The following is a 13,904-nucleotide window of genomic DNA, read 5'->3' as shown; positions in this document are numbered from 1 at the left end:
CTCAATCTCCCTCAAATGGTGTATGCCGCGCCGCACCTTGAAAAACAGGATTTGCGACGCTCCAAAAGCAAACCGCCGCACGTTGCCGCGCGGCGGTTTTGATTCAGCAGCAATTATGCCGCTTTTGCTATCTCTCAGGCCGACAGCTGGGCGTGCATTTCCTGGATCGAAATCACTCCCAATTGCTCCATGTGCTGCATCCCCTCCACCGCCGCTTCCGCACCAAAAATGGTGGTGAAAGTAGTAACACGCGCCAATAGCGAACTGGTGCGGATCGCGCGCGAATCGGCGATGGCGTTGCGGCGCTCTTCCACCGTATTGATGACCATGACAATTTCATTGTTCTTGATCATGTCAACGATGTGTGGACGCCCTTCGGTCACTTTGTTGACCAGCTTCACCGGCACACCGGCCGCCTCGATGGCCGCCGCTGTACCCTTGGTGGCGACCAATTCAAAGCCCAGCGTGACCAGTTGGCGCGCAATGTCCACCGCGCGCGCCTTGTCGGCGTTCTTCACGGTCAAGAACACCTTGCCCGAGGTCGGCAACTTGGTGCCGGCGCCGAGTTGGCTCTTGACGAAAGCCTCGCCAAAAGTCTTGCCCACGCCCATGACTTCACCGGTCGATTTCATTTCTGGACCGAGGATAGTGTCGACGCCCGGGAACTTGACGAACGGGAACACGGCTTCCTTGACGCTGAAGTACGGCGGCGTCACTTCCTTGGTGATGCCTTGCGAAGCCAGCGTCTGGCCAACCATGCAGCGCGCTGCCACCTTAGCCAGTTGAATGCCGGTGGCCTTGCTGACAAACGGCACCGTGCGCGAGGCGCGTGGATTCACTTCCAACACGTAGATCACATCCTGCTTGACGCCGTCTTCTTCGACTTCCTGGATAGCAAACTGCACGTTCATCAGGCCCACCACATTCAAGCCTTCGGCCATGGCAGCGGTCTGGCGCTTGACTTCCGCCACCGTCGCAGCCGACAGGTAGTACGGCGGTAGCGAGCAGGCTGAGTCACCGCTGTGTACGCCCGCCTGCTCAATGTGCTCCATCACACCACCGATGAAGGTAACGCCTGCCGAATCGCGTACGCAGTCCACGTCGCACTCAATGGCGTTGCTCAAAAAGCGGTCCAGCAACACCGGCGAATCATGGCTGACCTTGACCGCTTCGCGCATATAGCGCTCCAGATCACGCTGCTCGTGCACGATTTCCATGGCACGGCCACCCAGCACGTAGCTGGGGCGCACCACCAGCGGGTAACCCAGGGCAGCCGCCTTTTCCAGTGCTTCTGGCTCAGTGCGGGCGGTGGCGTTGGCGGGCTGGCGCAGGTTCAGCTTGTGCAGCAACGCTTGGAAGCGCTCGCGGTCTTCGGCGGCGTCGATCATGTCCGGGCTGGTGCCAATGATGGGCACGCCAGCGGCTTCGAGGTCCAGCGCCAGCTTCAAAGGCGTCTGGCCCCCGTATTGCACGATGACACCGTACGGTTTTTCTTTATCAACGATTTCCAGCACGTCTTCGAGCGTCACCGGCTCGAAATACAGGCGGTCGGACGTGTCGTAGTCAGTGGACACCGTCTCAGGGTTGCAGTTGACCATGATGGTCTCGTAGCCGTCCTCGCGCATGGCGAGCGCTGCGTGCACGCAGCAGTAATCGAACTCGATACCCTGGCCGATACGGTTCGGGCCACCACCCAGCACCATGATTTTTTTCTTGTTGGTCGGCTCGGCCTCGCATTCACCGTTGTCGCTGCCGTGGCCTTCGTAGGTCGAATACAGGTAGGCGGTGTTGGTGGCAAACTCAGCCGCGCAGGTGTCCACGCGCTTGTAGACCGGACGCACATTCAGACTGCGGCGGGCTTGGCGCACGGCTTTTTCAGTGGTCTTGAGCAGCTTGGCCAGACGGCGATCCGAAAAACCCTTTTGTTTGAGCGTGCGCAACGTGGCCACATCGAGCGCGGCCAAAGCGCCCTCGCCTTTTTCAGCCGCCAGTTGGTCAATGTCCAGTTCGATTTTCACGATCTGCTCGATCTGCACCAAGAACCAGCGATCGATCTTGGTGAGTTCAAACACCTCGTCCACCGACAGGCCCATGGCAAAGGCATCGCCCACGTACCAGATGCGCTCGGGGCCAGGATTGCCCAGCTCGCGCTCCAGCACTTCGCGGTCCTGCGTCATCTCGTTCATGCCATCCACGCCGACTTCCAAGCCGCGCAAGGCTTTCTGGAAGGATTCCTGGAAGGTACGACCCATGGCCATGACCTCACCCACGCTCTTCATTTGCGTGGTCAGATGGCTGTCCGCCGTAGGGAATTTTTCGAAGGCAAAACGCGGAATCTTCGTGACCACGTAGTCGATCGACGGCTCAAACGAGGCCGGCGTGGCACCGCCGGTGATGTCGTTGCGCAGCTCATCGAGCGTGTAGCCCACAGCCAGTTTGGCGGCGACCTTGGCAATCGGAAAACCCGTAGCCTTGGAGGCCAGTGCCGAGGAGCGCGACACACGCGGGTTCATCTCAATCACCACCATGCGACCGTCGTCTGGGTTGATGGCGAACTGCACATTCGAGCCGCCCGTATCCACGCCAATTTCACGCAGCACGGCCAAACTGGCGTTGCGCAAAATCTGGTACTCCTTGTCGGTGAGCGTCTGCGCCGGTGCCACGGTGATCGAGTCACCGGTGTGCACACCCATCGGATCCAGGTTTTCAATCGAGCAGACGATGATGCAATTGTCGGCGGTGTCACGCACCACTTCCATCTCGTACTCTTTCCAGCCCAGCAGCGACTCTTCGATCAGCAGCTCGTTGGTCGGCGAGGCTTCGAGGCCTCGCTTGCAGATGGTCTCAAATTCTTCCGGGTTGTAGGCAATGCCCCCCCCGGTGCCACCCAGCGTAAAGCTCGGACGGATCACCGTTGGAAAGCCCATCTCCTTTTGCACGGCCCACGCTTCGTCCATGGTATGAGCAATGCCCGAGCGCGCCGAGCCCAGACCAATTTTGGTCATGGCGTCCTTGAACTTGAGGCGGTCCTCGGCCTTGTCGATGGCTTCAGGCTTGGCGCCAATCAGCTCGACCTTGTATTTGTCGAGCACACCGTTGTGCCACAGATCGAGCGCGCAGTTCAGCGCTGTCTGACCGCCCATGGTCGGCAAGATGGCGTCAGGGCGCTCCTTGGCGATGATCTTCTCGACCGTCTGCCAGGTAATCGGCTCGATGTAGGTGACGTCGGCGGTGGCCGGGTCGGTCATGATCGTCGCCGGGTTGCTGTTGATCAGGATGACCTTGTAACCCTCTTCGCGCAGTGCCTTGCAGGCCTGCACGCCGGAGTAGTCAAACTCACAGGCTTGGCCAATGATGATGGGGCCGGCGCCAATGATCAGGACGCTTTTGATGTCGGTGCGCTTAGGCATTTTTGTTGCTCTCCATCAGGTCCGTGAAGCGGTCAAACAGGATGTCGATATCCATCGGGCCAGGCGACGCCTCGGGGTGCCCCTGGAAGCTGAATGCCGGGTGGTTGGTGTACTCAAGACCTTGCAAGGTGCCATCAAACAAACTCAAGTGTGTGGCGCGCAAATGGGCCGGCAGCGAATCCAGCGCCACCGCAAAACCGTGGTTCTGGCTGGTGATGCTGACGCGGCCGGTGCTGAGCTCTTTCACCGGGTGGTTGGCACCGTGGTGGCTATTGGCCATCTTGAAGGTCTTGGCGCCTGCGGCCAGGGCCATGATCTGGTGGCCCAGGCAGATGCCGAAAGTCGGAACATTGCTGTCCACCAGGGTGCGCACCGCCTCAATGGCATAGGTGCATGGCTCCGGGTCACCCGGGCCATTGGACAAAAACACGCCGTCGGGCTTCAGCGCCAGCACGTCGGCGGCAGGCGTTTGCGCCGGCACCACCGTCACTTGGCAGCCGCGCTCGGCCAGCATGCGCAGGATGTTGTACTTGACGCCAAAGTCGTAGGCCACGACATGAAAGCGCGGCGCAGTCTGCTGGCCATAACCCTGACCCAGCGTCCATTGCGATTCGGTCCAGTCGTAGGATTTGGCGGTGGTGACCACCTTGGCCAGATCGAGACCAGCCATGCTGGGCGCTGCCTGCGCAGCGGCAATGGCCCGATCGATGCGCTCTGGCGTGACGGCTTCACCAGCGGCCAAACCGACGATGGCGCCGTTTTGCGCACCCTGGCTGCGCAGCAGACGGGTGAGTTGGCGCGTGTCGATATTGGCAATCGCCACCGTGCCCTCGCGCACCAGATAGGCGGGCAAGGATTCGGTGGAGCGGAAGTTGCTGACCAGCAAGGGCAGGTCTTTGATGACGAGGCCTGCGGCTTGGACTTTATGGGATTCGACGTCCTCGGTATTGATCCCGTAGTTGCCAATGTGCGGATACGTGAGCGTCACGATCTGCTGGCAATAGCTGGGGTCGGTGAGGACTTCCTGGTAGCCGGTCATGGAGGTGTTGAACACCACCTCGCCGACGGTGGTGCCAGGGGCACCAATCGAATTGCCGATAAAGACCGTGCCGTCTGCGAGCGCCAGGATGGCGGGCGGGAAGATTCCCTGGAGAGACAAAAGCACTGGGTACTCCGGTTTGGTTACGGTTACGCCCAGCGGAGCAAAAGACAACAAGTCTCTTGCAAAAGCTTTTGTGGGGGTCGGCTTGGGAGCTGCGCTAGGCGTATGAGGGTGCGGAAAAGCCGCCCATTATAGCCAGCAGCGATTTACCTGCATTCGCCCAACTTCGGGAAAACCCGGGTCTTCAATGGGCTTGTGTGGGCGCCGCCGTGGCGCCCACGGCGCTGGCATGCAGGCAAATGGCGGCGGCGGCGGCGACGTTGAGCGACTCTTCACCGCCCGGCTGGCCAATACGCACCGACAGCGCCGCACGCGCCGCGACAGCTTCGCCCACGCCCTGCCCTTCATGGCCCAGCGCCCAGGCGCACGGCCAAGGCAGGCGCTGGTGCTGCACCAGCGCGCCTTGGTGCGAGCTGGTGATGATCAGCGGCATCTGCAGCGCGGCCAGCGCTTCGGGCTCCAGCCCCTCGACCAGTCGCAAGCCCAAATGTGCTCCCATACCGGCGCGCAGCACTTTTGGTGCCCACAGCGCTGCCGTGCCCTTGAGCGCCAACACCTGCCCAAAACCAAAGGCAGCGGCGCTGCGCAGGATGGAGCCAACATTGCCGGCGTCCTGCACGCGATCGAGCACCACGGCGGCGGTCAATGGCGCCAGCGCCGGAGCGGCGGGCAAATCCATCAGGTAGCCCATGTGCGCCGGCGACTCCAAGCCACTGATGTCAGCAAACAGCGCGTCTGCTAAAACTATTATTTTGATAGCTGATTGCGCATATTGTGCGGGCACTAGAGGCCAAAAAGACGCTGAAAATACCGCTATCGCAGGCACCACCCCCCGGGCCAGCGCAGCGCGGCACAGGTGGTCGCCCTCCAGCCAGACACGGCCCTGTTTGCGATACGCCGTGCTGTCTTGCGCCAGACGGCGCAGATCCTTGACAAAAGCGTTGTCGCGCGACTGGATGTGGGTGATGGAAGAAGAGGTCATTCAGTATTTCTGGGGCGAAGCAAAAGCTGCGCCGCCACGGGCGCAAACGAACTGCGGTGCAGCGGGCTGGCGCCGTGCGCGCGCAGCGCCGCCAGATGCGCTGCCGTGCCGTAGCCTTTGTGGCCGGCAAAGCCGTATTCGGGATAGTCGTGATCGACCTGCGCACACCAGCGGTCGCGGTACACCTTGGCCAGGATCGACGCCGCCGAAATGGCGGGCACCAGCGCATCGCCCTTGATGATGGCCTCGGCCGGCACATCGAGTACCGGCAGGCGGTTGCCATCGACCAGCACCATGACAGGTTTGAGACGCAAACCGAGCACGGCACGGCGCATGGCCAGAAGCGTGGCCTGCAAGATATTCAAACGGTCGATTTCTTCGACGCTGGCCTCGGCAATGCTACAGCACAGCGCCTTGGCGCGGATCTCGTCAAACAGCGCCTCGCGCCGCGTTGCCGTCAGCTTCTTGGAGTCGGCCAAACCGGCAATCGGGCGCAAATCATCGAGGATGACCGCTGCCGCCACCACCGGCCCGGCCAGTGGCCCCCGCCCGGCCTCGTCCACCCCGGCCATCAGGCCGGGCGGGTGCCATTGCAGACAGTGTTGCTCAGTCATAAATAACTTTGCGGATCGCATCGGCAGCGCATTGGGGGGTGTTGCGCAACAGGCTGTGGTGCAGCGCAGTGAAACGCTGCTCCAGCGCCACCATGCGCTGCGGATCGCTCTGGCGTGCGTCAAACCATTGCAGCACCGCTGCGGCCAGCGCCCGGGGTGTGGCAGCGTCCTGAATCAGTTCGGGCACGACAAAATCGCCGCACAAAATATTCGGCAGCCCGACCCACGGCTGCAACTGCTTGCGCCGCATCAGGCGCCAGCTCAGGGCGTGCATCCGATAGCCAATCACCATCGGGCGCTTGAACAGCGCGGCCTCCAGCGTGGCGGTACCGCTGGCAATCAGCGTCACATCACACGCCGCCAGCACCGTATGCGATTGGCCCGCCACCACCTGGAGCGCATCACCCAAGCCGCACTGCTGTGCCATCTGTTCAATGCGTTCTTTCAGTGCCGGCACTGCCGGAACTATCATTTTTATAGCTGGCAGCGCTTTCTGGATAAGCACTGCAGCCTGAAAGAAGCCTGAAGTAATGTATTGCACCTCGGCGCGGCGGCTGCCCGGCAGAATCGCCAGCACCTCATCTGCCAGCCCCAACCCCAGCTGTGCCCGTGCGCCAGCCCGGTCGGGCACCATTGGAATCACACCGGCCAGCGGGTGTCCGACGTAGGTGGCAGCAATGCCGTGGCGCGCCAGCAATTCGGGCTCGAACGGAAAAATGCACAGCACATGGTCGACGCTGCAGCGGATTTTCTCGATGCGATCAGCACGCCACGCCCAAATCGAGGGGCAGACGAAATGCACGGTCTTGACGCCGGCAGCGCGCAAGTCGGCTTCGAGGCCCAGGTTGAAATCCGGTGCATCGACGCCAATGAAGATATCCGGTTTGTCCGCCAGCAGACGCGCGCGCAGCTGTTTGCGGATGCCGAGAATCTCGCGCAGGCGGCGCAGCACTTCAAAGCTGTAGCCGTGCACGGCCAATTTTTCACTCGGCCACCAGGCGTCAAAGCCGCGCTGCGCCATCTGTGGGCCACCAATGCCATGCGCCGACAAGTCCGGCCACAGATTTTTCAGCCCATCCAGCAGCAGGCCGGCCAGCAGATCGCCCGACGTCTCGCCCGCCACCATCGCGACGCGGGGGGTGGAATGGATCATGGTGTCAGCGCGCGATGCCGCGCGCAGAAGTGTTCAAGAATTCAAGCATGGCGACTATATCGGCAGCGGCTTGCGGGTACTGCGCTGGCAGCACGGCAATCGCACTGCGGGCCGCATCCAAGGTCAAGCCTTGGCGGTACAACAGACGGTGCATCTGCTTGGTGGCAGCCATGCGCTCGGGCGAGAAGCCGCGCCGGCGCAGACCTTCCAAATTCAGTCCACGCACCGCCAGCGGATTGCCGTCCACCATCATGAAGGGCGGCACGTCTTGCGAGATGTGGCTGGCAAAGCCGGCCATCACATGCGCGCCAACCTGAGTGAACTGGTGGATGCCAGTCAACCCGCCAATGATGGCGTAGTCACCCACCTGTACATGGCCAGCCAGAGTGGCATTGTTCGCCAGGATAGTCTGATCACCCACCACGCAATCGTGCGCAATGTGCACGTAGGCCATGATCCAGTTGTCGTGGCCGATGGTGGTCACACCCCGGTCTTGCGCGGTACCGGTGTTAAAGGTGCAGAACTCCCGGATGGTGTTGCGGTCGCCAATGACCAAGCGGGTCGGCTCACCCGCGTATTTTTTGTCTTGTGGCGCCGCTCCGAGCGAGGCAAACTGAAAAATACGGTTGTCCTGACCAATGCGGGTGTGGCCTTCGATCACGCAGTGCGCACCGACGGTGGTGTTTGGCCCGATCACTACATCAGGGCCAATCACGGCATAAGGCCCCACGCTGACCGAAGGATCAAGGCAGGCGCCCTCTGCAATCAGGGCGGTAGGGTGAAAAAGGCTCACAGCAAGAAAATGTCAGTCAAAGAGGCCCGTCAGGGATGTCAGTCAGATTTCGATCCGCTCACGTTGCGCATGGTGCACATCAGCTCAGCTTCGCAGGCGACTTCGTCCACCACGCTGGCGACGCCCTTGAACTTCCAAATGCCACCGCGCACGCGGTCGATGGTGACGGACAAAATCAGCTGATCACCGGGCTCGACCGGGCGCTTAAAGCGTGCACCGTCAATGCCAACAAAGTAGTAAATATTGTTTTCATCAGGCACTTTGCCCATGGCGTCAAACGCCAGCAAGCCAGCCGCTTGCGCCAAAGCTTCCAAAATCAATACGCCCGGCATCACCGGATGGCCTGGAAAGTGCCCCATGAAATAGGGTTCGTTGAAGGTGACGTTTTTGATCGCCTTGATACGGGTGTTGCGCTCCAGCTCAATGACCTTGTCCACTAGCAAAAATGGATAGCGGTGCGGTAGCTGCTTAAGGATTGCGTGGATATCCATCATCGAATTGTTTTTCCGTTCATGCTGCTTTAGCTTTAAGAGACTGTTCCAGCGCCTTGATGCGCTCACGCAAACTGTGCAGTTGTTTGAGGGTGGCAGCGTTTTTTTCCCAGCGCGCATTGTCGTCGATGGGAAACATTCCGGTGTAATGCCCCGGCCGGTGCAGCGATCGCGTCACCACCGTCGCCGCTGAAATATGGACGTTGTCGGCCAGTGCCAAGTGGCCCAGCACAATCGCGCCACCGCCCAGCGTGCAGTGCGCGCCAATCTGGGCACTGCCGGCGACGCCGACACAACCGGCCATGGCGCTGTGACGGCCAACGCGCACGTTGTGGCCAATTTGCACCAAATTGTCGAGTTTGACGCCGTCTTCAATCACCGTGTCTTGCAATGCGCCGCGATCAATACAAGTGTTGGCACCAATTTCGACGTCATCGCCAATGCGCACTGCGCCCAATTGCTCAATCTTGATCCACGCGCCTTTTTGCTGGGCAAAGCCAAAACCGTCGGCACCAATCACCACGCCGGCGTGCACGATGCAGCGCGCGCCGATGTGGCAATCTTCACCGACGGTGACACGCGACTTGAGCACGGTGTCGGCACCAATCCGCGCGCCGCGCTCCACCACGCACAGCGGGCCAATCGAGGCACTGGGATGTACCACGGCAGCAGTATCGACCACAGCACTCGGATGCACACCACGATGCACAGGTGGGCTGTGGTGCTTTTTCCAAAGCTGGGTGGCCCGGGCAAAATAGACATATGGATCATCGGCGACGATACACGCACCGCGCGCGCGCGCCGCTTCCCGCAAGGCCGGTGCCACAATGACACAGGCCGCCTGCGAGGCGGCCAGTTGCTGCTGGTAGCGCGGATTGCTCAAAAAACTCAGGTTGTGGGGACCTGCGGTTTCCAGCGACGCCAGCCCCTCAATGGACTGTGCCGCATCGCCTTCAAGAGTCCCGCCCAGCGCTTCAATGAACTGCGCAAGACGTAAGCTCACCCCGGATCCACCCGATGATCTACCCCGCCTTGCCAGCGTTTATTTGGAGGGTGCAGCATTCAAGGCCTTGAGCACCTTGTCGGTGATGTCGTGCTTAGGGTTGATGTAGACCGCCTCTTGCAGGATCACGTCGTATTTTTCAGCTTCAGCGACCTGCTTGACCACCTTATTGGCGCGCTCCAGCACTTGGCCCAGCTCTTCGTTCTTGCGCGCGTTCAGGTCTTCCTGAAATTCACGGCGCTTGCGCTGAAAGTCGCGGTCTTGATCCACCAGCTGGCGCTGACGCGTCGAACGCTGGCTTTCAGCCATGGTCGGGGCATCGCGCTCAAATTTTTCGGTGGCTGTCTTGAGCGTATTGCCCATTTCAACCAGCTCTTTTTCGCGGCGTGAAAATTCTTGCTCCAGCTTGGCTTGTGCCGCTTTGGCCGTGTTGGCTTCACGGAAAATACGGTCGGTATTGACGAACCCTGCCTTGAATTCCTGCGCATATGCCGGCACTGCGGCAACCAGGGAACCCAACAGGAGGGCCAGGGGAAAATGGCGTGAAAGGGATTTCATTAGAAAGATGTTCCGATCTGGAATTGCAGTTTCTGGATTCTATCGCCGGCGAACTTACGTACTGGTTGGGCAAACGCAATGCGCAGGGGGCCAAGTGGGGAAATCCAGCTCAGGCCGACGCCCGCAGAAGCGCGCATGTCATTGAAGTTAATTTTTTCGTTATCCCCATACACATTGCCAACGTCCACAAAGGTAAAGATTCGCAACGTACGGTCGTTGCCAGCACCCGGAAAAGGCGCTATCAACTCGGCATTGAGGGTGACTTTTTTCGGCCCCCCCAGCGACGCTCCCGTCACATCGCGCGGCCCCAGGGTGCCTTGGTCAAAGCCACGCACCGAACCCAGGCCACCCGAATAGAAGTTCTTGAATACCGGGAAAGGCCGGCCATTCATGCCCTGCCCCAGTCCCAGCTCGCCGTTGAAGGCCAGGGTGAATTTCTTGTTCAGCGGCACGTACTGCTGATACTGGTAATTGGCGCGGACATAGCGCGCATCACCGGCTACTGACCATTCCGAATTGAGCCGCTGGTAACGTCCTGAATTGGGCGCCAAAGCGCTGTCACGGTCGTCGCGCGACCAGCCAATGGTGAGCGGCACCGACGTGCTGTTGTAGCCAAAACGCTCGGCATAGTCGAGATACGCGGCCGGAATATTGGTGCCCGGCTTGATCGAGGTCTGCTCCAAACCGCCACCAAAGAACACGGTATCAGTTTCACTGAACGGCACACCAAAGCGGATGCTGGCGCCCTTGGTGACCAGTTCGTAATTGCCGCCTTGGTCTTGATAGGGTTTGTCGGTGCGATAGTACACATCCAGGGTGCGCGAGACACCATCGGCGGTGAAATACGGGTTGGTGGTGCTGAACACCAAGGTGCGGTGGTATTTGCTGGTGTTGACTTCCACCCCTAGGTAGTTGCCCGAGCCAAAGGCATTTTCCTGTTTGATGGCAAACGACAGGGACACTTTTTCCGCACTGGAAAAGCCTGCGCCCAGCTGCAATGAACCGGTGGGCTTCTCGGCCACGGTGACGATCAGATCCACCTGATCCGGCGCCCCCGGCACTTCCTGGGTCTCCACGTTGACGTCCGTAAAGTAACCCAGCCGGTCGACACGGTCGCGCGAGAGTTTGATTTTGTCGCCGTCGTACCAAGAGGCTTCAAACTGGCGAAATTCGCGCCGCACCACTTGGTCGCGGGTGCGGTTGTTGCCCACCACATTGATGCGGCGCACATAAGCACGCCGACTCGGCTCTGCCTGCAACACCAGTTCCACGCGATTTTTTTCGCGGTCGATCTCAGGCACGGCTTCGACACGGGCAAAAGCAAAACCAAAATTACTGAAATGGTCTGAGAAAGCCTTAGTGGTTTCTGTCACTTGATCGGCGTTGTAGGGTTCGCCGGGCACAATCTTGACCAGCGACTTGAACTCGTTTTCACGGTCCAGATAATTGCCTTCCAGCTTGACGCCCGAGACAACATAACGCTCGCCTTCCGTCACATTCACGGTGACGGAGATGCTTTCCTTGTCAGGAGAAATGGCGACCTGCGTCGAATCGATGCGAAATTCCAGGTAGCCGCGCTGCAGATAGTACGAACGCAAGGCTTCCAGGTCGGCGTTGAGTTTGGAGCGCGCGTAGCGGTCTGACTTGGTGTACCAGCTCAGCCAGCCACCGGTGTTTTGCTCAAACAAATCCTTGAGGGTCGATTCGCTGAACGCCTTATTGCCAATGACGCGAATATCCTTGATGCGTGCCGGCTCGCCTTCGATCACGGTAAAGGTCAGATTGACACGGTTGCGCTCGATGGGCGTCACGGTCGTGACCACATCGACGGCATAAAAGCTCTTGTTGAGATACTGGCGCTTGAGTTCCTGCTCAGCCCGGTCGGCCAGCGCCTTGTCAAAAGGGCGGCCGTCGGTCAGGCCGATGTCGCGCATGCTTTTCTTGAGCGCTTCCTTGTCAAATTCACGCGCGCCGGAAAACTCGACATCGGCAATGGTGGGGCGCTCCTGCACCACTACCACCAGCACATTGCCATTGGCTTCCAGGCGCACATCCTTGAACAGGCCCAAAGCAAACAAGGCGCGAATGGCAGCGGCACCTTTTTCGTCGTTGTAGTCGTCACCGACGCGCATCGGCATCGAGGCAAAGATGGTGCCAGGCTCAACGCGCTGCAGACCCTCGACCCGAATATCCTGCACCTTGAAAGGTTCCAGTGCCCACGCCGCCTGAGCAGCAAAAATCATGGCGGCCACGGCACACGCGGTACGTACGCCAAAGCGATGGAGGTTTTTTTTCATGAATGAAGCCGGTGCCACCGTTGCAAGCACAGTGGACAAAAGGTTAGCCAAAAAGCCGGGTGATATCGTTGAACATGGCGATGGACATCATGAGCAGCAGCACTGCAATGCCGCCGCGCTGCAAGCGTTCCATCCAGACGTCAGAGGGGCTTTTGCCAGTAATACCCTCCCAAAGATAATACATCAGGTGTCCGCCATCCAAAACGGGCAGCGGCAGCAGGTTGAGCACGCCTAGGCTCACGCTGATAAGCGCTAAAAACACCAGATACTGCGTCAGCCCCATGCTGGCAGAACGCCCAGCATAGTCGGCAATGGTCAGCGGGCCACTCAGATTTTTCAGCGAGGCCTCGCCAATCACCATGCGCCCCATCATGCGCAGCGACAGCAGCGACACTTCCCAAGTGCGCGTGACGCCATTCCACAAGCCTTCTACCGGGCCGTATTGCACCGTGGTGAATTGCGGTGGCGCGCCAACATAAGCGCTGATCCGACCGAAGGTACCGCTGTCATCGGTGTGCACATCGGGGGTCACGTCCAGCGTCAGGAGGCGGCCATCGCGTTCAATGCGCCAAGGCTGGGTAGTAGTGGAGGCAGGCTTGGCATTGTTTTGTGGAGCGCGCACCGAGGCGCGGATAAGTGCGCGCAGTTGCTGCCCATCGCGCACATCGGCAGCTCCCACCTTCAACACCACATCCCCGTTGTGCAGACCCGCGCGCTGGCCGGCGCCGCCTTCCATCAATTCGCCAATCACCGGACGTGTCCACGGTCCGACTAAACCAATTTTATGCAGAAGCTGCGCATCGGCCTGACTGGCATCGATTTGATCCAGCGGCAACACCACCGTGCGCAGCGATGCACCGGGCGTAGCCTCCAACTCCAACCGCACCGGCGTGGCATCCAACGCGCCGCGTGTCAGCATCCAGCGCAGATCGTCAAACGAGCGCACTGGGCGAATTTCTTCGTCTCCTAAAGCAGCGTTGCGCACCAACTCGCCGCCTTGCAGACCAGCGGCTTCTGCAATCGATCCCTGTACCGGGTGCGCCAGGTAGGCCATGGGCTCCTGCATACCGATCCAGTTGACGGTGGCGTAGAGCAGGATCGCCAGCAGCAAGTTGGCTATCGGCCCTGCCGCCACGATGGCGGCGCGCGCACGCAGCGGCTGGGTATTGAAAGCCAGGTGGCGCTCGTGCTCGGGCACCAGCGCCTCGCGCTCATCAAGCATGCGCACATAACCACCCAAAGGAAAGGCACCTAAGACAAATTCGGTCGGCGACCCTTTAGGCTGCCAACGCAGCAGTGGTTTACCAAAGCCAACGGAGAAGCGCAACACCTTGACGCCGCACGCCACCGCCACGCGGTAGTGGCCGTATTCGTGTACGGCAATCAGAACGCCCAGCGCCACGATAAAAGCAACGAGGGTCAACAGCATGGTAGGGGGTTA

Annotated in this window: 11 protein-coding genes; all 11 read right to left on the bottom strand. The window is 60.1% G+C overall.

All coding sequences use genetic code 11. The annotated features are described in order from the left end of the window. Positions 1–134: 134 nt before the first annotated feature. The 11 genes from carB to rseP all read right to left on the bottom strand — a co-directional run bounded on the left by carB (position 135) and on the right by rseP (position 13,892). Positions 135–3,410 carry a carbamoyl-phosphate synthase large subunit gene (gene carB, locus Q390_RS0111025; protein ID WP_027996110.1) on the bottom strand — a complete coding sequence of 1,092 codons (3,276 nt, stop codon included), beginning with the start codon at positions 3,408–3,410 and terminating at the stop codon, positions 135–137. After that, positions 3,403–4,575, bottom strand: a complete 1,173-nt coding sequence (gene carA / locus Q390_RS0111020) for a glutamine-hydrolyzing carbamoyl-phosphate synthase small subunit (RefSeq protein ID WP_027996109.1) — start codon at positions 4,573–4,575, stop codon at positions 3,403–3,405. The genes carB and carA overlap by 8 nt, the downstream gene beginning before the upstream one ends. A 181-nt stretch (positions 4,576–4,756) precedes the next feature. Next, complete coding sequence (locus Q390_RS0111015; RefSeq protein WP_027996108.1) at positions 4,757–5,554, bottom strand: TrmH family RNA methyltransferase; 798 nt, start codon at positions 5,552–5,554, stop codon at positions 4,757–4,759. Continuing rightward, complete coding sequence (gene rnhB, locus Q390_RS0111010) at positions 5,551–6,189, bottom strand: ribonuclease HII (RefSeq protein WP_027996107.1); 639 nt, start codon at positions 6,187–6,189, stop codon at positions 5,551–5,553. Before rnhB ends, Q390_RS0111015 begins: the two co-directional genes overlap by 4 nt. Further along, positions 6,161–7,321 (bottom strand): lipid-A-disaccharide synthase, encoded by a 1,161-nt coding sequence (gene lpxB, locus Q390_RS0111005; RefSeq protein ID WP_027996106.1) that lies wholly within the window; start codon positions 7,319–7,321, stop codon positions 6,161–6,163. Before lpxB ends, rnhB begins: the two co-directional genes overlap by 29 nt. A 4-nt stretch (positions 7,322–7,325) precedes the next feature. Continuing rightward, positions 7,326–8,114, bottom strand: a complete 789-nt coding sequence (gene lpxA, locus Q390_RS0111000) for an acyl-ACP--UDP-N-acetylglucosamine O-acyltransferase (protein ID WP_027996105.1) — start codon at positions 8,112–8,114, stop codon at positions 7,326–7,328. 38 nt (positions 8,115–8,152) lie between these two features. Beyond that, entirely contained in the window at positions 8,153–8,608 is a 456-nt protein-coding gene (gene fabZ, locus Q390_RS0110995) for a 3-hydroxyacyl-ACP dehydratase FabZ (protein WP_027996104.1), read from the bottom strand. 16 nt (positions 8,609–8,624) lie between these two features. Then, complete coding sequence (gene lpxD, locus Q390_RS0110990) at positions 8,625–9,608, bottom strand: UDP-3-O-(3-hydroxymyristoyl)glucosamine N-acyltransferase (RefSeq protein ID WP_027996103.1); 984 nt, start codon at positions 9,606–9,608, stop codon at positions 8,625–8,627. A 39-nt stretch (positions 9,609–9,647) separates the two neighbouring features. Further along, positions 9,648–10,166 (bottom strand): OmpH/Skp family outer membrane protein, encoded by a 519-nt coding sequence (locus Q390_RS0110985; protein WP_027996102.1) that lies wholly within the window; start codon positions 10,164–10,166, stop codon positions 9,648–9,650. Continuing rightward, a complete protein-coding gene (gene bamA / locus Q390_RS0110980) occupies positions 10,166–12,463 on the bottom strand; it encodes an outer membrane protein assembly factor BamA (RefSeq protein ID WP_027996101.1) in 2,298 nt (765 codons plus the stop codon). Before bamA ends, Q390_RS0110985 begins: the two co-directional genes overlap by 1 nt. A 43-nt stretch (positions 12,464–12,506) precedes the next feature. Continuing rightward, the gene (rseP, locus tag Q390_RS0110975) at positions 12,507–13,892 is read right to left on the bottom strand and encodes an RIP metalloprotease RseP (RefSeq protein WP_027996100.1); all 1,386 of its coding nucleotides are present in this window, start codon (positions 13,890–13,892) and stop codon (positions 12,507–12,509) included. Between the last annotated feature and the right edge of the window lie 12 nt (positions 13,893–13,904).

This window comes from Simplicispira psychrophila DSM 11588 (genome assembly GCF_000688255.1).
Classification (GTDB): Bacteria; Pseudomonadota; Gammaproteobacteria; order Burkholderiales; family Burkholderiaceae_C; genus Simplicispira; species Simplicispira psychrophila.
Note: the sequence above shows the minus strand (reverse complement) of the source record. Positions and strands in the feature narration are given on the sequence as shown.